15 protein-coding genes are annotated in these 18,581 nt (G+C 73.3%); 7 read left to right on the forward strand and 8 right to left on the reverse strand.

Annotation, left to right across the window (positions count from 1 at the left end; translation table 11 throughout):
* Positions 1-184 precede the first annotated feature (184 nt).
* Entirely contained in the window at positions 185-958 is a 774-nt protein-coding gene (gene fabI, locus FSYMDG_RS08615) for an enoyl-ACP reductase FabI (RefSeq protein WP_013873165.1), read from the forward strand.
* Positions 959-1,055: 97 nt separating this feature from the next.
* On the opposite strand, the gene FSYMDG_RS08620 is transcribed toward fabI, so the two are convergent.
* The 3 genes from FSYMDG_RS08620 to FSYMDG_RS24255 all read right to left on the reverse strand — a co-directional run bounded on the left by FSYMDG_RS08620 (position 1,056) and on the right by FSYMDG_RS24255 (position 4,580).
* Positions 1,056-2,315 carry a hypothetical protein gene (locus FSYMDG_RS08620; protein ID WP_043603283.1) on the reverse strand — a complete coding sequence of 420 codons (1,260 nt, stop codon included), beginning with the start codon at positions 2,313-2,315 and terminating at the stop codon, positions 1,056-1,058.
* Positions 2,308-3,822: a hypothetical protein gene (locus FSYMDG_RS08625; RefSeq protein WP_131789826.1), complete on the reverse strand. Its 1,515-nt coding sequence runs from the start codon at positions 3,820-3,822 to the stop codon at positions 2,308-2,310. Before FSYMDG_RS08625 ends, FSYMDG_RS08620 begins: the two co-directional genes overlap by 8 nt.
* A gap of 389 nt (positions 3,823-4,211) precedes the next feature.
* Positions 4,212-4,580, reverse strand: a complete 369-nt coding sequence (locus FSYMDG_RS24255; protein ID WP_013873166.1) for a DUF167 domain-containing protein — start codon at positions 4,578-4,580, stop codon at positions 4,212-4,214.
* Between the two features lie 251 nt (positions 4,581-4,831).
* Between FSYMDG_RS24255 and fabG the strand changes: the two genes are divergently transcribed.
* The 3 genes from fabG (at position 4,832) to FSYMDG_RS08645 (ending at position 7,883) form a co-directional block, all read left to right on the forward strand.
* The gene (gene fabG / locus FSYMDG_RS08635) at positions 4,832-5,548 is read left to right on the forward strand and encodes a 3-oxoacyl-ACP reductase FabG (protein ID WP_013873167.1); all 717 of its coding nucleotides are present in this window, start codon (positions 4,832-4,834) and stop codon (positions 5,546-5,548) included.
* A 287-nt stretch (positions 5,549-5,835) separates the two neighbouring features.
* Positions 5,836-7,149, forward strand: a complete 1,314-nt coding sequence (locus FSYMDG_RS08640) for a ferrochelatase (RefSeq protein ID WP_131772388.1) — start codon at positions 5,836-5,838, stop codon at positions 7,147-7,149.
* Positions 7,150-7,358: 209 nt separating this feature from the next.
* Positions 7,359-7,883: a DUF3090 family protein gene (locus FSYMDG_RS08645; protein WP_013873169.1), complete on the forward strand. Its 525-nt coding sequence runs from the start codon at positions 7,359-7,361 to the stop codon at positions 7,881-7,883.
* Positions 7,884-8,139: 256 nt separating this feature from the next.
* Here FSYMDG_RS08645 and FSYMDG_RS08650 read toward each other — a convergent pair whose 3' ends face one another.
* From FSYMDG_RS08650 to FSYMDG_RS08665, 4 genes are all read right to left on the reverse strand, one after another.
* Positions 8,140-8,925 (reverse strand): hypothetical protein, encoded by a 786-nt coding sequence (locus FSYMDG_RS08650; RefSeq protein WP_013873171.1) that lies wholly within the window; start codon positions 8,923-8,925, stop codon positions 8,140-8,142.
* A gap of 209 nt (positions 8,926-9,134) precedes the next feature.
* Positions 9,135-10,286, reverse strand: coding sequence for an SGNH/GDSL hydrolase family protein (locus FSYMDG_RS24260; protein WP_083828466.1), 1,152 nt, complete (start codon positions 10,284-10,286; stop codon positions 9,135-9,137).
* A 19-nt stretch (positions 10,287-10,305) separates the two neighbouring features.
* Positions 10,306-11,496, reverse strand: coding sequence for a glycosyltransferase (locus FSYMDG_RS08660; RefSeq protein WP_013873173.1), 1,191 nt, complete (start codon positions 11,494-11,496; stop codon positions 10,306-10,308).
* A complete protein-coding gene (locus tag FSYMDG_RS08665; RefSeq protein ID WP_013873174.1) occupies positions 11,493-12,734 on the reverse strand; it encodes a glycosyltransferase family 4 protein in 1,242 nt (413 codons plus the stop codon). Before FSYMDG_RS08665 ends, FSYMDG_RS08660 begins: the two co-directional genes overlap by 4 nt.
* 310 nt (positions 12,735-13,044) lie before the next feature.
* Between FSYMDG_RS08665 and FSYMDG_RS08670 the strand changes: the two genes are divergently transcribed.
* Positions 13,045-14,454 (forward strand): FAD-binding oxidoreductase, encoded by a 1,410-nt coding sequence (locus tag FSYMDG_RS08670; protein WP_013873175.1) that lies wholly within the window; start codon positions 13,045-13,047, stop codon positions 14,452-14,454.
* Between the two features lie 263 nt (positions 14,455-14,717).
* On the opposite strand, the gene ftsH is transcribed toward FSYMDG_RS08670, so the two are convergent.
* The gene (gene ftsH, locus FSYMDG_RS08675; protein WP_013873176.1) at positions 14,718-16,739 is read right to left on the reverse strand and encodes an ATP-dependent zinc metalloprotease FtsH; all 2,022 of its coding nucleotides are present in this window, start codon (positions 16,737-16,739) and stop codon (positions 14,718-14,720) included.
* Positions 16,740-17,061: 322 nt separating this feature from the next.
* Here ftsH and FSYMDG_RS27165 point away from each other — a divergent pair, with 322 nt between their 5' ends.
* Both FSYMDG_RS27165 and FSYMDG_RS08690 read left to right on the forward strand, forming a co-directional pair.
* Positions 17,062-17,676 carry a DUF3099 domain-containing protein gene (locus FSYMDG_RS27165; RefSeq protein WP_237703045.1) on the forward strand — a complete coding sequence of 205 codons (615 nt, stop codon included), beginning with the start codon at positions 17,062-17,064 and terminating at the stop codon, positions 17,674-17,676.
* 50 nt (positions 17,677-17,726) lie between these two features.
* Positions 17,727-18,581, forward strand: coding sequence for an SAM hydrolase/SAM-dependent halogenase family protein (locus tag FSYMDG_RS08690; RefSeq protein WP_013873178.1), 855 nt, complete (start codon positions 17,727-17,729; stop codon positions 18,579-18,581).

Below are 18,581 nucleotides of genomic sequence, written 5' to 3' on the forward strand. Positions count from 1 at the left end.
GGCTTGCCTGGGCTGGCGTGTTCGGGCTGGCGTGTTCGGGCTGGTGCTCCGGTGAACGCTTTTCCCGGTGTGTCAGGTGTGCCGGCTGGCGTGCTTTTGTCGGTGCGCCGGCACCCCGAGGGGGGTTGCTTTGTCGGTGTGCCGCCTCGCCAGCCCCAGCCGATGTTTGGCAGGATGCGGGCCTGTGAGTGGACTCCTCGCAGGTAAGCGCATCCTTGTCACCGGCGTTCTGACGGACGCGTCCATTGCTTTCGGCGTTGCCCGTATCGCGCAGGAACAGGGAGCGACCGTGGTGCTCAGCGGTTTCGGCCGGGGCCTGTCACTGACCAGGCGGATCGCCCGGCGGCTGCCCACCGAGGCCGCCGTGATCGAACTGGACGTGACCGACGAAACACATCTGGGCACGTTGTCCGACCGGGTTCTCGAGCACACCGACGGCCTGGACGGCGTCCTGCACGCGATCGGTTTCGCGCCCGAATCGGTGCTCGGCGGAAAGCCCTTCGTGGACGCCCCCTGGCCGGAGGTGGCGACCGCGATGCAGATCTCGACCTGGTCGCTGGCCTCGCTGTGCAGGGCGACACTGCCGCTGTTCGGCGAACGCGCCTCGGTCGTGGGGCTCGACTTCGACGCGAGCGTGGCCTGGCCCTCCTACGACTGGATGGGGGTGGCCAAGGCCGGCCTGGAGTCGGCCACCCGGTATCTCGCCCGTGATCTCGGGCCGCGCGGGGTGCGGGTCAACCTTGTCGCCGCGGGGCCGCTGCGCACCATGGCGGCCAAGAGCATCCCTGGTTTCGAGCGGTTCGAGGGCGTCTGGGACGAGCGCGCGCCGCTCGGCTGGAACATCCAGGACACCGAGCCGACGGCCCGGGCCTGCGTGGCGCTGCTGTCGGACTGGTTCCCCGCCACCACCGGAGAGATCATTCACGTGGACGGCGGCGTGCACGCGATCGGGACCTGACACGCCGCCGTCAGGACCTCACGGGCCTTTCGACGCGGACGAGCGGGCGCCTGGCGCCCGCTCCTTTCGTCACCTTGAGTAGCCCTGCGGAGCAGCCTTACGCCGGGTAGCTTTCGATCTCTTCCAGCAGGTCGAGGGCCGCACCGACGATCGTTGCCACGTCGACCGGCACCACCATGCCCGCGCCGAGGGTGGAGACGGGATCGCCGTGGACACCGGCGAGGAACCCCAGGGCGCGTGGGTCCCCGTCGGTCACGGTGACCAGCGGGCCGCGCCGGTCGACGGGGAAGAGCTCGTCGAGGATCGACGTGTCGCCCGGCAGCAGGCCACGGCGTGCCTGCAGAGCGCGCCAGACCAGGTCGGGGGAGGTCAGGCAGACGACGGCGACACCGCGGCCCAGCCCCGCGCCGAGCTCGTCGGCGGCGGCGAGAACGTCGGCCACGACGCAGCCGGCCCCGACCAGGGTCACCGCCGGCCCGAGCCCACCGCCGGATCCGCTGCCGGGCCCGGCGCCGGCTCCACCGGTGGCGTTGGCGCTGGTCACGCCGTCACGCAGCCGGTAGCCGCCCGCGAGCACCCCGGCGCGTCGCAGGGCCCGCCCCTCGGCGTCGGCGGGTATCCCGGCCAGCGACTGTTCGATCGGGCGTGTCGAGACCCGCAGCAGCGCCGATCGGCCGCCCGGCCGGCCGAGCTGGTCGATCGCGTCCAGCGCACACCAGGCGAGGTCCTGGGCGAAGGCAGGTTCCCAGCAGACCGTGCCGGGCGCCGCCCTGGCGGGGCCGGCGATGGTGCTGGTGGATTCGGAAAGGCGGATGGTCCTGGCGAGCCCGGCGGTACCGCCGCCGACCGGGCTCGGGCGGTCGGCGGCTCCGATAGCTCCGGTGGATCCGGTAAGGCTGGCGCCGCCGGTGAGGCTGGCGCCGCCGGCGGGGCTCATGACGGTGGCGGGGTTGACGGTAGTGGGGTTGACGGTGGCGGTGGGCCTTCCCGGGTCGGTGACGACGACGAGAACGGACTGCGCGTCGCCGTCCAGGCCTGCGCACCAGTGCGGCAGGACCCGGCCGGCGCTGGTGCCGCTGGTCACGCCGATCGGGCGCAGGGGGTGGCCGAGCCGGTGCCAGGTCCGGCCCAGCCCGTCGAGCAGCCCTGCCAGCACGCCCGGCGGCACCGGTTCGGCCAGCTGCCCGCCGGCCTGCCCGTGCGCCGGCCCGGACGTCTGCCCAGGCGTGGGAGCCTGGGAGACCGACCATGTGCCGACGGCGTCCCGCCACCCGGCCAACGCCGTGGTGGCGTCCGTGGTGGTGGCGGTGACGATGCCGGCGGCGGCCCGCGGACGGCCGTCGGCGAGGTCACGCATGACGCTGCCGAAGGCGGCCAGCGTGCTGACCCGGCCGAGATAGGAGCGGCCCAGGTCGGGCGGGATTCGCGCAGGCTCCGTCCGCGCGGCCGGCTTCGGCGCCAGACGGCGCCAGACGGCGTCGGACGGTGCGCGCGAGGCGCGCGCCGGTGCTGCCCGCGGGCAGCCCGGCCCATTCGTCGACACGGCCGGCGCCGCCCGTCCCCGCCGTCCCCGCCGCTGTCCCATCGGGGCCCGTGGTTCTTCCGCGTGTCCCGTCGGTCCCGTCCGCCTCTTCTGGCCGGGCTGATCCGTCCGACCTGCCCGGTTCTCCCACCCGGTCCGCGGCGGCCTCGTCGACGTGCACGAACAGGACGGTGGGCCGGTGCGGGTCGACCTCGTCGAAGGCGTCCACGAGCAGGGGCAGGTCGTTGCCGCCGACATCACGCAGAGCAGCAGCGATCTCGTCGTCGAACAGTTCGTCGAGTAGCCGGGTGATGCCGGCCCCGGACGCCCCGGGCCCGGCGAGGCGCCGGCGCAGCTCCGCTCCGGGCGAGCGCAACAGCTCCTGGAACTCGGCACAGCCCATCCCGTCGAGCCGCCGGCGCAGCGCCTGCCCGCCCGGCCTGCCGAACAGGGCGGACAGCGTCCGCCCGTGGCCGACGGTGAGCACCTGCCAGTCGGCGGCGGCGAAGAGGCGTGCCTGGTCGGTGACACCCGCCTCGGCTGCGATCGTCGCACCCGGATGAGCGCGGACCGTGACGATCCACAGCAGCTCGCCCAGGCGGCGGACCCGCGGATCGGTGACGGGTTCCCACACGGTGCCGTCGAACAGTTCGGTGTGGTCAAGCAGGCAGATCTGCCGTCCGGGCGTCCCCGCGGCGGCCGGCGCGGCGACGTCGGGATGCTTACCGGTACCAGTCGAGGTGGCGGCGCCAGCATGCCCGATGATCTCGGCCGGTGCGGGATGGCCGGTGGCATACCGCGTGGCAAGGGCGTCCCACGCCGTCACCACCGGTCCGGAGCGTGGGGCCACGATCACGCCAACCAGGCCTGGCGGCAACGGCAGGTGCCCGGCCTCTACCGAGGCTTCGGGAGCGGGCCGCGACTGCGGTCCGGACGGGCTGTCCGGGCCGGGGTCGTGGCGAGCGAGCAGCCGATGGACGGCCTCCAGCAGCGGGAACGCGGTCGGGGGCACCCGGAGCTGGTCACCCGCACGCAGCGCGTCGAACCACAGAACGGTGATCAGACTTGCCAGGGAACGCGTGGTTGCACGCAGAGTGCCAACGGTATCGCCGCTGGTGACGGCCGGCCCGCGGTGCGGCGTCGCGTCCTCGATGTCGTCGATCAGCGCGGTGGCCAGGCCGCGCAGCCGTCGCTCGATCTCGATGAGGGCCGGCAGGTCGAGGGGTTCGACAGCGGCGGAGACGGAAGCGGAGGCGGTGGGCGAGGCGTTGTCGGCGAGCGCGGGCGTGACCGGTGAGCCCGCCGCGGAGCCGGCCACGGAGCCGGTCACGGGGCCGGTCACGGACGCCTGCGGTGTCCGGAGCCGTCCGTGCACGGTGTCATGAGTTTCACCCGGCGCAAGCAACCTGGCCTCCGTCGACACGAACTGTCCAATATCCGGACGATGAGCCCTTGTCAAAGGTTGTGCTCCAGCGGTTCCGCCTCGTCATCCACCTGGCCAAAGGCCGCGCGATCATGTTTGTGCGCGGCCGGCGGCCTGCGGGTCGGGTGTGGGGCCAAAGGCCGCGCGATCATGTTTGTGCGCGGCTTTCTGCCGGGCCGAGTTCGGGGAACCCGGTCCAGCGGGGGCGGACGAGCCGGACCCTTGGGCGGCGGTGGGCCCGGATCCGCCAACTGCCGGGCGAGCTTCCACCATGTACCCGATTGCTTCGACTTTTCTTTGATTTTTCTTCATTTCCCTGGTGTGGCGGTGAGTTCGGCCAGGCGGCTGCGCAGCGCGGATTCGGGTAGCCCGCTGATTTCAACGATCTTCGTCCGGCTGGTGGCGCCCCTGACCAGCACGACCTCGCGACGGCGCACGCCGAAGGCCGTTGCCAGCGCGCGCAACGCCGATTCGGTCGCCTGCCCGTCCACCGCCGGCGCGGTCACCCGGACGACGAGGGGCGTGGCGGCATCCGGCGGGCTGCCGTTGGTGGGGTCGTCCGCCGCGGTGGGGTTCTCTGCCGGGGACTCGCCTGGGGCGCCAGCTCCGGAGGCAGGGGAGCTGCCGCCGACCGAGGTCCGGGCCGAGCGGGGGGAGACTCTGATCGTCAGGCGCACCGTTGCATCGTCCCGCGAAGCGTCCGGACGGGCGATCAGACCCGGGTGGTCCGACCCCGTCCAGCCCAGATGATCTTCGGTGGCCCACTGGGGGGCGACCGAAGGAACGGGTGGCCCGGAGTTGTCCGGCCAGGTGGTCCAGAGGTGATCGCGGGCTGGGCGCCGCGGGCGCTTTGGATGCGCTGGGAATTCGGCGTGTCACTTTCAGTGATAAGCATGGAGCGTGCGATACGGCAGCTAGCATCGACCCCATGGTGGACGGTGAAGGACGGGTAGCGCTTGTTACCGGCGGTAATCGAGGGATTGGCGCCGCGGTCGCGGCCGCGCTGGCCGCGGGCGGTGACCGGGTAGCGGTCGCCAGCCGTGGCGGCGATGCGCCGGACGGGATGTACGGCGTCCGCCTGGACGTCACCAGCGCGGAAGGCGTCGACAAGGCGTTCACCGAGGTGGAGGCGGAGCTCGGGCCGGTCGAGGTGCTGGTGTCCAACGCCGGGATCGCCCGGGACACGCTTCTTCTCACCATGGCTGAGGACGCGTTCCAGGAGGTCCTCGACACCAACCTGCTGGGCGCGTACCGGGTGGCCAAGCGCGCGGCGCGGCCCATGCTGCGCCTGCGGCGCGGGCGGCTGATCTTCATTTCGTCGGTCTCGGCGTTGATCGGTTCCCCGGGGCAGTCGAACTATGCCGCGTCCAAGGCCGGTCTGATCGGCTTCTCCCGTTCCCTCGCCCGGGAGCTCGCCCCCCGGGGCATCACCGCCAACGTGGTGGCTCCCGGCCCGATCCGCACGGACATGATCGACGCGCTCACCGACGCCCAGCAGAACAACCTGCTCAACCAGGTGCCGATCGGGCGGATAGGCGAGCCAGCGGACGTAGCTGCCCTGGTGGCCTTCCTGGCCTCCCCCCAGGCCTCCTACATCACCGGCGCCGTGATCCCCGTCGACGGCGGCCTGAGCATGGGGCTCTAGACCACCGCGAACCATCGCGAACGACCGCCGGACCGCCGCACAGGCGCGCGAACGGAGCGCCGACGTGACCTCCGAGTTCGTTCACCGCGTTCCCGACGTCACGCCTTCCGCTCGCGGCCTCGGCTCGCCCGCCAGGCCGGCGAGCCGAGGCGTATGAGGCTTCGGGTGTGTTGCGTTCTGGGTTCGTGCCCGGGGCGGGGTGCGTCGTGTCCCGGTCGCGGGGGACGATGACGGACGTGTCGAGTGACAGCCGGACCACGATCATTCCCATGATCATGCCCAGGACCATGACCGCGGCCGGCCGGACAGAACCGGTGGGCGTCGACGCGTTGCTGCTGGTCTCCTTTGGCGGCCCGGAGGCGCCGTCCGACGTCATGCCGTTCCTGCGCAACGTCACCCACGGGCGGGGCGTGCCGGACGAGCGGCTGGCCCAGGTCGCCGAACAGTACCGCCGTCTCGGCGGCCGCAGCCCGATCAACGACCAGAACCGGGCGCTGCTGGCCGCGCTGCGGGCCGAACTCGCGCCGCTGCCGGTCTACTGGGGCAACCGCAACTGGTCACCGTTCCTCGTCGACGCGCTCAGGGCGATGCGGCGGGACGGCGTTGGCCGGGCAGCCTGCTTCGTGACGTCCGCTTTCGCCTCCTACTCCGGCTGCCGCCAGTATCGCGAGGACCTTGCACGGGCGCGGGCCCAGCTCGGCCCGGGCGCGCCGGAACTGATCAAACTGAGGCAGTACTTCGACCATCCCGGTTTCGTCCTGCCCATGGTCGACCATGTCGTCGACGAACTGGCCACGATCCCCGCCGCGTCGCTGGCGCGGACCAGGCTGGTCTTCGTCGCCCATTCGATCCCGCTCACGCAGTCGGCGGACAGCGGCCCGGACGGGGACGCCTACCCCCGGCAGTTGGCCGCCGCCGCCGCGGTGATCGTTGAGCGGGTGGCGCTGCGCACCGGCCGCCGTCACCCGCACGACCTGGTCTACGCCAGCCGCAGCGGCCCGCCGAGCGTGCCGTGGCTGGCGCCGGACGTCGGCGATCATCTGGCGGCGCTCGGCTCCGCCGGGCGGACCCAGGCGGTCGTGGTGGTGCCGATCGGTTTCGTCAGCGACCACATGGAGGTCATCCACGATCTTGACGTGATGGCGGCGGAGCGGGCCCGGGCGGTCGGGCTGAGCTTCCGTCGGGCGTCCACGGTGGGTGCTGACCCCCGGTTCGTCACCATGGTCCGGGAGCTTCTCGACGAGCGCAGGTACGGGCACCGCCCCCGGGCGGCGCTGAGCCCGCTGGGCCCAGGCCACGACGTGTGCCCGCTGTGGTGCTGCGCCCCGCGAGGGCCGGGCCGCCGGCTGCCGGCCGCCGCCGGCGTCCCCGCGGACGAGCGGCCCGGCCAGGACACCGCCGGCCATCGGCCCGATGCCCCTGACAGCGATGTCCCTGACAGCGATGCCCCTGATGGGACTGCCCCTGGCGGGGATGCTCCTGGCAGCGGGCCCGCGCCGCTGGAGACATCCGATGGTGCCCACCGCGACATCTGTGACGTCCACGACGTGGGCGGTGGCGCTACGGTTCACAATGATGTCCATAAGGTTGGACGTCCATGATGTCGTCGGGGACGAATCTCCGGGGATAAAACGTTCACGACGTAGCAGGTTCACGACGTAGCAAGGTTCATACAGCAGCTTCATGACGGGGAAGACGGCCAGGCCCCGTGGGTGACGCCGGCATGCCGGGCGTCGACCGGGGAAACCGGTGGGTGGCCGCAGCCGCGGCCCGGCCACCCACCGGTACAAGGACCGCCAGGAGGGACGAGGTGTATCAGCGGCAACGGCACGTGTTCGACTCACCAGACCGTTTCGTGGTCGGAACCGTCGGCCAGCCCGGTGAACGTGACTTCTACCTACAGGCCAGCTCGCGTGGGCAGGTCGTGACCGTCGGCCTGGAGAAAGCCGAGGTCAGCGCTCTTACCGAAGGACTCACGACGCTACTCGGCCAGGTCCGCCGGACGGCCGGAGGTGAGCTGCCGGAGTCCCACGACGTCGACGTCGATCTCGCGCCGTTGGAGGCGCCGTTCGAGGAGGACTTCCATCTTGGCAGGCTCACGGTGTCCTGGGACGGCAAACGGGTGCTTGTCGAGGCCGCCGGGCTCGCGGGGGGCGGGGTGCGCAGTCCCGACGCGGACGCCGAGCTCGACACGCTCGAGGTCTCGCTGTCGCTGGACCAGACGAAGGCGTTCGTCCAGCGCGCCCGCAGCATCGTCGCGGCCGGCCGTCCCTCGTGTGTGCTCTGCGGCCGCCCGGACGGGCCGTCCGGGCACTTCTGCCCGCGCCTGAACTGATCCCCGGCCCCGGCTCTGTCCATAGACGGGGGCTCCGCGCGCTGGGCCCCCGCCTACGGTAGCGCGCGGGCGGACGGGTGAACGCTCCCGGGCGGGGAGTGCTCGCCGGGCCATGCCCCCTGATCGACACCCCGATCGGCATCCGTGCCGGGACGGCGTGCCGCCGGGCGGGGAGAAGCGTTCGTTCGGTCCGCCTCCGCTTCCTGCCCGAACGGCTCCCTGCCCGAACGGTGTCCTACGGGGTGGGGGAGAAACGCTACCGGGCGAGGGACTGGGAGGGGTCGAAGGCGTCGTAGGCCGATTCGCAGGCCCGGCGGACCGCCGCGGACAGCCCGCGCAGCGTGGTCGAACGGCGTTCGATCTCCTCGGCGGTGACCGCCGCCCCGTCGTCACGGGCGGCCAGGTCGATCAGACCGGCGATCCGGCCCGCCCGGGCCAGCAGCGCGTGCGCGGGCGGTGGATAGCCCGGGGGGAGCAGGAGCGTCGGCTCGTCCTCGTGGCGTTCGCGCAGCGCGGCGAGCGTGTCCGGGTCGACCTTGGCCCGGTCGAGATGCAGCAGCGCGGCCGTTGCCGTCCGGATGGCGTCGTTGAGCTCGTGCTCGGCTGCGCGCAGCGGGGACGGCGGGGGCGGGAGACGACGGCCCGTCGCCGAACGCCAGTGCACCGACTCCAGGCCGCCCTCGACGACCGGCCCGTGCGCGATCACGGACGGTATCAGCACCAGCGGCGGCACCGGGCCCAGTACGACCACCGCCTCACCGGCGGCCAGGGCCTCCTGGTTGACCTCCGCCGGTCCGGGCAGACCGCTGACGTCACCGGGCACGGGCAGGACGAGCCGCAGCCGGCGCGCGCCGCTGGTCCGCAGCTGGCCGAGACCGAGCGCGAGCCCTTCGCCGTCGATGGTGTGGGGGGCGCCGGGCCCACCAGAACCCACGAGGATTCGGGTGATCGCCTCATCGGTGCTGACGAGCCCGGCAAGCCACGCGTTACCCCATCCGGTGAGTGCCCCTGAGCGAGGTGAGGCAGCTTGGCCGCAAATCACGATGCCTACGGTAAGGAATGGTTGCCATGTCCTGCGACGGTCCTCATCGGAGATTGCCGGGGGTCACACCCAGTCGACGGTTGGCAACCGGTCGACCGTCGCGGGCGGGCTCGTCGCCGCGTCGGCGGGTGCCGTGGCCGGGCCGATGGGCACCGGCGAGGCGGCCGCGCGCGTCCGGGCCGGCTTCGGCCATCGGGCATGGCGCCGCGTCAGGCGACGCGCCCGTGATGACCATCGGTGACTCTGATAATGCTTATAGTGCCGGTGCTGCCGGTGCTGCCGGTGCTGCCGGTGCTGCCGGTGCTGCCGGTGCTGCCGGTGCTGCCGGTGCTGCCGCGTCTGGCTCGGTGGTCCGTCGCGGTGCGCCGGGCCAGACGGCGCAACGGCGCGGCCGGGCGGGCGAGCAGCCACGGCACGCCCACCGACGCCATCCAGCGGGCGTGAGCAAGCCGGCCGGGTGTGGTGGGCGGCCCCACCACCGGCAGGACCGGCAGCGGCACGCCGGCGTCCCGCAGCGCCTCGGCGAAGGCGCGGGCCATCAGCTGATGGCCCCGCGGCCCCGGATGCACTCGGTCGACGTCGAAGGTCGACAGCCGGTAGGCCTCGGGATGGCGGGCCAGATCGACGACCAGGACCCCCGGGTCGCCCGCGACGGCGGCGTCCACCGCCGCGTTGAGCTGCCCGATCCGGATGGTGAGCAGACGGCGCGCGGGCGCGGGCAGGCGGAGCAGGCGCCCGGGGTCGTGCAGCCGGGCCATCAGCACCAGGACGCCGGCCGCGCGCAGGTCCCGGACGCTCCACACCAGGTTGCGCCGCAGGCGTAACGGGTCGAACCCCGGGGAGAGCAGGTCGTTCATGCCGGCGATGAGGCTTGCGATCTGTGGGCGCAGCGCGAGGGCCACCGGCAGTTGGGTTTCGCGGACGTCCCGGCTGGTCGCCCCGGTGGTCGCGAGGTTGGCGAACCGGACCTGCCCGGCCGGGGCCAGGCAGGCGGCGAGCGTGGCAGCCCAGCCGCGTCCGGCCAGCGCCCGCGCCGCGTGGGCCCGCCGGTAGCGGCCCATGCTCACACCGTCGCCCAGCCCGGCCGTGATGCTGTCGCCGAGCGCGACGAAGCAGGTCGCCGTGCCGGAACAGGAGGTCGTGGCCGGACATGCGGTCGTGGTGTCGTGGCGGGCTGCCGTGACGCGCGTCGCGATGCCCGTGACACGCCCGGGTGGACGGCCGCGGTGATCGTGTTCTGTGACGGCGCGCGTCGCGATGCCCGTGGCGCCGACCGCCGTGCCGACCGCCGTGCCGTTCGCCGTGCTGGCGATCGCGCCGGTGCCTGCGTCGGTGATCGCGCCGGCCGTCGTGTCGTTCATCGTGGTGTCCGCGGCGCGGTCAGGCGGCGCGGCCGGCGCCGCGGACACGTCCGTCCGCGGGCCGCGGCCGCGCGGGGTGCCGGCCGTCGGCCGGGCCCAGCCCGTGGGCGGCGAGGAACCCGTCGACGGTGACACGCCACGGGAACTGCTCCGCGCGGGCCCGGGCCGCCTGCCGGCGGGTGAACGGGTCGCGGGCGAGCAGATCCTCCACGCCGTCGGCGAAGGTCCAGCCGCTGCCCGCGGCCACGACCCCGGCGCCGGGCACGACAAGCTCCGCCAGGGCGCTGCCGTGGTGGACCACGACCGGGGTCGCGCTGGCCATCGACTCCAGCGCGGCCAGCCCGAACGTCTCCACCGGGCCGGGGGCGAGGAGCACATCCGCGGTCGCCAGCAGGGCCGCGAGCCGGTCACGGTCCGCGACGAAGCCAAGAAAGATCACCGGGAGGCCGGCGGCACGCCGGGTCAGGCGCCCCCGGATCGGGCCGTCCCCGGCGATCACCAGTCGGGCGGGGACGCCGCGGCGGACCAGCTCCGCCAGGGCGTCCACGGCGGTGTCGCCCCGCTTCTCCGGCGACAGCCGGCTGGCGTGCACCAGCAGCACCTCGCTGTCACGGGCGAAGGCCCGCCGCAGCGAGGTGTCGTAACGGTCGGGACGGAAGCGGTCGAGGTCGACGCCCAGGGGGATCCGGCACAGGTTGGTGGCGCCGACGCGACGGAACTCCTCGCCCGCCCACGCGGTGGTGGTGACCACTGTGTCGAACGACCGCGCGAGCGCGGCGTTGGAGCGGTCGGCGGCGGCCCGCACCGGCAGCACCCCGCGCAGCGGGCGGGGCGTCCACAGGTTCAGCAGCCGGTCGAGGCGTTCGTGGCTGACCACGACGGATCCCACCCCGGCCCGGCGGGCCCACCGGCCGAGCGGGCGCAGGGTCGCCCGGTCGTGGACCTCGACACGGTCGGGCGCCTCGGCCGCCAGCAGCCGGATGACCCGCCACGGCTCGGTCAGCACCCGGTAGTCGGTGCCGGGCACCAGTGGCGCCCGCATGGTGATCACGGTTGCGTCCGGGGTGTGGCGGACGCCGTCGCGTTCCCCGGGAACGATCTGGACGACGTCGTGCCCGGCCGCGGTGTACCCGGCGGCGAGGTGCCGCAGCGTCGTGCGGATGCCACCGGAGCGCGGCGCGACGAAGTTGGCCGCCTGGACGATCTTCACCGGGTGCTCCCGTCCTCGTCATGACATGTCCCGGCCCGGTCGGCACTGCGGTGGCAGTGCGCCGTCCGGCGGGCGAGGACAGCCCGTGACCGCAGGGCGACACCGCTGGTGTGCCCCGTCCTCAGGCCGCGGACGTCCTGGTAGTGACCGATCAGTTCGTCCCCGATGGCGCTCCACCCGCAGCCGCTGACGGACTGGCGGGCGGCGAGACCCATGGCCGTCCGCCGGCCGGTGTCGGCGACGAGGGCGGCGACGCGGTCGGCCAGCGCGGCCGGGGAGTCCGGGGTGAAGTGCAGCCCGGTGTGCCCGTCGTCGACGACGTCGAGCAGGCCGCCCGCGGCCGGCGCCACCACCGGGACGCCGCTGGCCTTGGCTTCCTGGGCGGCCTGGCAGAACGTCTCGTGGGAGCCGGTGTGGACGAACACGTCCAGACTCGCGAAGATCGTCGCCAGTTCCGTCCCGGAGCGGAACCCCATAAAGGCCGCCCGGGGCAGCTTCCGTTGCAGCGCCGGCCGCAGCGGGCCGTCACCGACGACGACCAGCCGCGTCCCGGGGATGTCCTGCACGGCGTCGAGCAGGTGCATCCGTTTCTCCCGGGCGAGCCGGCCGACATAGCCGACCAGCACCTCCCCGCCGGGGGCGAGACCGCGGCGCAGCGCCGGGTCGCGGTGGCGCGGATGGAACCGCTCCAGGTCGACCCCGCGCGTCCAGCGGGCGACCCGGTGGACGCCCTGGCGCAGCAGCATGTCGACCGCGGGCCATGACGGCGCGAGCGTCCGCCCGGCAAGGCGGTGGACGGCGGCCACCCACCGCCAGATGGACCGTTCGGCCTGGGCGAGCCCGTAGCGGGCGGCGAAGCCGGCGAAGTCGGTCTGGTACACCGCCACGCTCGGCAGCCCGAGCCGCCAGGCCGCGAACGCGGACTGCGCGCCCAGCCCCGCCGGGGCCGCCAGATGCACGACGTCCGGCCGGAAGCCTGCGAGCACACCGACCAGCCGGGGCCATGGCGTCGCCACCCGGAACGCCGGATATCCTGGCAGCGGAACCGACGGCACCCGCAGCACCGGGGCGCCGGCATAGACATCGGGGTAGGCCGCTGGCGTACGCGTCCCGGCCGCGGGCGCGATGACGAGCGCCTCGTGGCCGCGGTGCCGCAGATGCTCCAGCACCCGGCAGACCGAGTTGGTCACGCCATCGACGTGCGGCAGAAAAGATTCGGTGATCACTGCGACGCGCACGACAACACGGTCCCAAGCCCCGGGGAGGCAGCGCGGACGGCCGCTCGTCCACGACATGAACTTTGTGACACAGCTTGGTGGTATGACGCCGTACCGTGACGGCGCCACGACCGCTGCCGGCCGCGGCATCCCCAGCCGGTGCCGCGGAGGTCGTGGTGGCCGCGGAGGTCGTAGTAGGCCGTGGTGACCGCGATGGCCCGGACGGGCTGCGGCTCGATGGCACTGGTCGCTGACAGCCACCAGCATCACCGGGTCCTTCGCGGCAGGCCCCGTGCCTGGACCCGATGACACGGCCCAGCATGATGGATGGGTGCTGATCACAGATCTCGTCGGTGCGCTCGGCGCTGCCCACGTCCTCACCGACCCGGACGTGACCGTGAGCTACGAAACCGACTGGACGGGCGCCTTCCGGGGGCGAGCTGTGGCCGTAGCCCGTCCCGCGACGACCGACCAGGTCGCCGCCGTGCTGCGGATCTGCGCCCGGCACGGCGTGCCCGTGGTGCCCCAGGGCGGCAACACCGGCCTGGTCGGCGGTTCGGTGCCGGCAGGCGCGGCGGCTGGGGCAGTGGTGCTCAGCCTGCGCCGGCTCACCGCGATCGAGCCGGTGGATGCCGCCGCCGGGCTGGTGACGGCCGGGGCCGGGGCGACCCTTGCCGACGTCCAGGCGCACGCACGCGCGGCCGGCTACGGCGTCGGCGTCGACTTCGCCGCCCGCGACTCGGCCACCGTCGGTGGGATCGCCGCGTCCAACGCCGGTGGCGAGCGGGTGCTGCGCCACGGGATGACCCGCGGCCAGGTGGCCGGGCTGGAGGTGGTGCTGGCCGATGGCAGCGTGCTGCGGCGGCTGTCCGGTCTGCCCAAGGACAACGTCGGCTACGACCTGCCGTCGCTGTTCGTCGGCAGCGAGGGCACCCTGGGCGTCATCACAAAGGTCCAGCTACGGCTGGTCGGGCTGCCCGCCGCCCGCACGGCCGCCCTGCTCGCCGTGTCCGACCTGCCCGCCGCGGTCGGTCTTGTGGCTACCCTGCGGGCTACGGTGGCCTCCCTGGACGCCGTGGAACTGGTCTTCGGCGACGGCGTCGACCTGGTGTGCGCCCACCAGGGCCGGCCGGCCCCGTTCCCCGGCCGGCCGTTCCCGCAGGACACCCCGTACCTGCTGGTGGAGTGCGTCGGGCCCACCGATCCGACCGGTGATCTTGCCGCGGCGGTCGAGACCGCCACCGGCGTGCTGGACGCGGTCGTCGCCACCACCGCCACGGACCGGGAGCGCCTGTGGGCCTACCGTGAGGGGCACACCGCGGCCGTGAACGCGCTCGACGTCCCGCTCAAGCTGGACGTCGCGGTCCCGCTCGCCCGCATGTCCGCCTTTGTCGACGACCTGCGCGCCCTGGTGCCGGCGGTGGCGCCGTCCGCCCGGCTGCACCTGTGGGGGCATCTCGCCGAGGCGAACCTGCACGTCAACGTCACCGGGCTGGACCGCGGCGACACCGGCGGCCGGGAGGAGCTCACCACGGCGATCCTCACCCGGGCCGCGGCCGACGGCGGCAGCATCGGCGCCGAACACGGCGTCGGACGGGCCAAGATGGCGTGGGTGGGCCTGTCGCGGTCACCGGCGGAGCTGGCCGTGCTCGCGGCCGTCAAGCACGCCCTTGACCCCACCGGCCTGCTCAACCCCGGCGTCATCGTCTCACCGGGTCTCACCGGGTCCTATCGGGTCTAGCTGGGTCATATCGTGTCTAACCGGGTCCCACCGGCAGCTTCCCGCGACCAGCCCCCAGGCCCCACCATCAGCCCCGTAGGCGACAACCGCCGCCGCGATGACGGAAACCGCTGACAACCACGACCGGCGCGCGTCGGCCGGCATCCGTCGGTCGGTGGCTGGCGCCCGTCAGTTGTAGGTGGAAACCGCTGCCAGCACAGCGTTTTTCACCTACGGGCCCGGAAGCCGTAGGTGAGAAACGCTGCCAGGATGACGGTTTCCACCTACTGCTTCCGTTGTGGGGCCGGCTCGGGACGCGTGCCGCGGGCCCTGGTGACGGCACCGCGGGCGTCAGCAGTCGTACCGGGGGTCTCAGAGGCGTCCGGGACGGCGGCGGGGGCGCTGGGGGGAGCGTGTTCGCGCAGGACGTCGTCGAGGACGCTGCCGTCCACGGTCTCCCGCTCCAGCAGGATGCCGGTGAGCGCGTCGAGCGCCCCGCGATGCGCGCGCAGCAGGCTCACGGCCTGCTCCTCGGCCTCCCGCACCAGCCGGGCCACCTCCGCGTCGATGACCCGTTGGGTCTCCTCCGAGTACGGCCGGGAGACGACCTCCTCGGTCCCGAGGTACTGCGGGTTGCCCGAGGCGTAGCCCACCGGCCCGAGGGCGGGGGACAGGCCGAACTCGCGCACCATCCTGGTGGCCAGCGCGGTGGCGCCGGCCAGGTCGTTGGCGGCCCCGGTCGAGCCCTGGCCGAACACGACCAGCTCCGCGGCCCGCCCGCCGAGCCGCACCGCGAGGGAGTCGTACAGGTAGCCCTCGGTGTAGAGGTGCCGTTCGTCCTCGGGCAGCTGCTGGGTGGCGCCGAGCGCCATTCCGGCCGGCAGAATTGTGATCTTCGAGACCGGGTCGGCGTGCGGGGACAGCGCGGCGACCAGCGCGTGCCCGGACTCGTGTACGGCCACCGACTGCTTCTCCTCGGGCAGCAGCACGTTGGTCGCGTCCCGGCGGCCCAGGATGATCCGCTCCCTGGCGGCGTCAAGATCGTCAGCTGTGATGATGTTGCGTCCGCCCCGGACGGCGTTGATCGCCGCCTCGTTGACGAGGTTGGCCAGGTCCGCGCCGGAGAATCCCGGGGTGCCGCGGGCGACGACGGACAGGTCGACGTCGGGGGCGAGGTGCTTGCCCCGGCCGTGCACCGCGAGGATGGCGGTCCGCTCGCCCTGGGTCGGCAGCGGGACGGTGACCTGTCGGTCGAAACGCCCGGGGCGCAGCAGCGCCGGGTCGAGGGTCTCCGGCCGGTTGGTGGCGGCGAGCACGACCACGCCCTCGGCGGGGTCGAACCCGTCCATCTCGGCGAGCAGCTGGTTGAGGGTCTGCTCCCGTTCGTCGTGACTGCCGCCGAGCAGGCCCGAGCCGCGCCTGCCGCCGATCGCGTCGATCTCGTCGATGAAGATGATGGACGGGGCGCGCTTGCGCGCCTCGCCGAACAGGTCGCGAACGCGGGAGGCGCCGACCCCCACGAACATCTCGACGAACCCGGAACCGCTCACCGACAGGAACGGCACCTCGGCCTCGCCGGCGACCGCGCGGGCCAGCAGCGTCTTGCCGGTGCCGGGCGGGCCGACCATGAGCACCCCGCCCGGCCCCTTCGCGCCGGCCTGCCGGTAGCGCTCGGGGTCGCGCAGGAAGTCGATGATCTCCCTGACCTCCTGTTTCGCGCCCTCGTAGCCGGCCACGTCGGCGAACCGGGTGGTCGGGCGCTCCGCATCGATGATCTTCGTGCGGGATCGGCCGATGCCGCCGAGCCCGCCGGCCAGCGAACGCTGGGCCTGCCGGCCCGTCCACAGGAAGAACCCGACCAGCAGGAGCAGCGGCAGGAAGCTCAACAGGATCGACAGGAAGGACGTCCCGGTCCGGGTGGCCTTCACCTCGACACCCTTCGCCTCCATGCGTTCGAGGACGCCCTGGGTGTCCAGCGCGGTCGGCAGCTGCGAGGTGAAGCTGGCGCCGTCCTTGAGTGTCCCGGTGACGCCGCCCTTGTCGTTGATGGTGACAGCCTGCACCGTGCCGGCGTCCACCTGCTGGGTGAACTGGGTGAAGCTGTACGAGGTGGTCTGCTTCGGGAACAGGCTGGGCGCGAACAGCAGGGCCGCTGTGATCACGAAGCCGATGGGCAGCAGCCAGCGACGCCACTTCGGCGGGGGTGTGGGCGCGGGCTTGGGCGGGGTCTCCCGGGGTGGCCCGGAGCGCGCCGAGGTCGACGGATGCCACCGGGCATCCTGGTGGAGGCCGGCTGTTGCGATCATCTATGGTTCTCCTGCCTGTGCTGACATCCGGGCGGGCACCAGCGAAGCCGGGAGCGTCCGATCGCGTGCGTCCGGTCGCCGTGCCCGCGGTCGCGTCCGGCGCGGTGCTGTGTACCCCTTTTCAACGCATGAACGAGCCGCCAGGCTTCACGGGCGGCCGCGGCCGGCTCGTCCGGTCCCAGTCGGCCGCGGAGAGTCGCTGAAAATTGCCGTGTGTCGCCGAACATGGCTGTAAGTGGTCGGGTAGCCGGGAATTGTTCCGTCGGGCGGTCGGCAGGCATGCTTGTACGGGCGGTCATGCTTGTACGGGCGGTGCGGCCTGGTGTGGCGCACACTGGGCTGGCATCCGGGGCTTGTCCCGACGACGGGAAGTGGACCAGTGCGGATCAGGCGGAAGGGCGACGCTGTTCTGATCACACGTGCGGTGCTGTCCCGCCCGGAGGAGATCCGGCGACGCCAGCGCCGATACGTGATCTCGATGATGTTCCGTACCGTTTGTCTGGTGCTCGCCGTGGTCGCGCTGCACGGCTGGCTGCGCTTCGGCGCCATCGTCATCGCCGTGGTCATGCCGTGGCTGGCGGTGGTCGTCGCCAACGGCGGCCCGCCGCTCAAGCGGGAGAACCCGTCCCTGTACGTCTCGCCGGGCCGGTCCGCGGACGAGCCGACACCGGCCCTCCAACCGGCTCGCCACGAGGTCGTCGACGGTGAGGGCCAGGTCATCGACGGTGAGGGCCAGGCCGTCAGTGAGGGCCAGCGCACCGACGACGAAGGCGGGGATGGCCGGGAGGACCGGGACGTCGTCGGCGCAGGCCGGGCCGGCCACGCGAGCCCGGCCGACGAGGCGGGCCGGGAGGCCGGCCACGCGAGCCTGGCGGACGGCAGCCGGGAGGCCGACGCCGCCGGGCACGTCGGGTCCGCGGCCCGGTCGCGAGGGTGACACAGGACCTCTGCGCGGACAGTGTGGATCATGCGGGTGGTGGGGGCCGCGTGGGTTGTGTGAGCTTCCTGACCGACTACGGGCTCGGCGACGGGTTCGTGGCGGCCTGCCACGGGGTGCTGCTGCGGCACGCGCCCGGTGTGCGGATCATCGACATCAGCCATCTGGTGCCCGCCGGTGACGTGCGGCGGGGGTCGGTCGTGCTTGCCCAGACGGTCGGTCACCTGCCGCCCGCGGTGCATCTCGCGGTCGTCGACCCGGGGGTCGGCACCTCCCGGCGGGCGCTGGTCGTCTCTGCTCCGCGGGGTGTGCTCGTCGGCCCGGACAACGGGCTGCTGCCACCCGCGGCCGACGTGCTCGGAGGAGTGCGCGCCGCGGTGGCGCTGGCCGTCCCGGACGGGGTGCCGGCGACCTTCCACGGGCGGGACGTGTTCGCCCCCGCCGCCGCCGCGGTCGCGGCCGGCCGGGATCCGGCCGCACTGGGTGAGCAGGTGGATCCAGGCGAGCTGATACGGCTCCCGGCGCCCGTCGCCCGCCTGGTCGATGCCGATCCGGCCGCCGGGGAAGCCGGGGAAGCCGGTGCGACCGCCGGGGCGGTGGCGGTGGAGGCCGAGGTGGTCACCGTCGACACCTATGGCAACGTGCAGGTGGCCGCGGACGCGGCCCTGCTGGCCTCGGCCGGGATGCGCCCCGGCCACCTGCTCCGCGTCGCCGTGGGCGCCTCGGTGACCACGGCCGTGTTCGGGGTCACGTTCGCCTCGGTGGCTCCCGGTGAGCTCGTCGTCTACGTCGACTCCGCGGGCCTGGTGGCGCTCGCGGTCAACCGGGGCAGCGCCGCGCGGCGCCTGGCGGTCGCGGCTGGGGATCTCCTCCAGCTGTCGGCAGGACGCCCCGCGCCATCCTGA

Origin of the sequence: Candidatus Protofrankia datiscae (assembly GCF_000177615.2) — a bacterium.
GTDB lineage: Bacteria > Actinomycetota > Actinomycetes > Frankiales > Frankiaceae > Protofrankia > Protofrankia coriariae.

Excerpts from the sequence above, each read along its gene's own strand:
- FSYMDG_RS08620 (WP_043603283.1), bottom strand. The coding sequence starts at position 2,315 with ATGCGTGACCTCGCCGACGGCCGTCCGCGGGCCGCCGCCGGCATCGTC.
- fabG (WP_013873167.1), top strand. The coding sequence starts at position 4,832 with ATGGTGGACGGTGAAGGACGGGTAGCGCTTGTTACCGGCGGTAATCGA.
- FSYMDG_RS08640 (WP_131772388.1), top strand. The coding sequence starts at position 5,836 with ATGACCGCGGCCGGCCGGACAGAACCGGTGGGCGTCGACGCGTTGCTG.
- FSYMDG_RS24260 (WP_083828466.1), bottom strand. The coding sequence starts at position 10,286 with ATGAACGACACGACGGCCGGCGCGATCACCGACGCAGGCACCGGCGCG.
- ftsH (WP_013873176.1), bottom strand. The coding sequence starts at position 16,739 with ATGATCGCAACAGCCGGCCTCCACCAGGATGCCCGGTGGCATCCGTCG.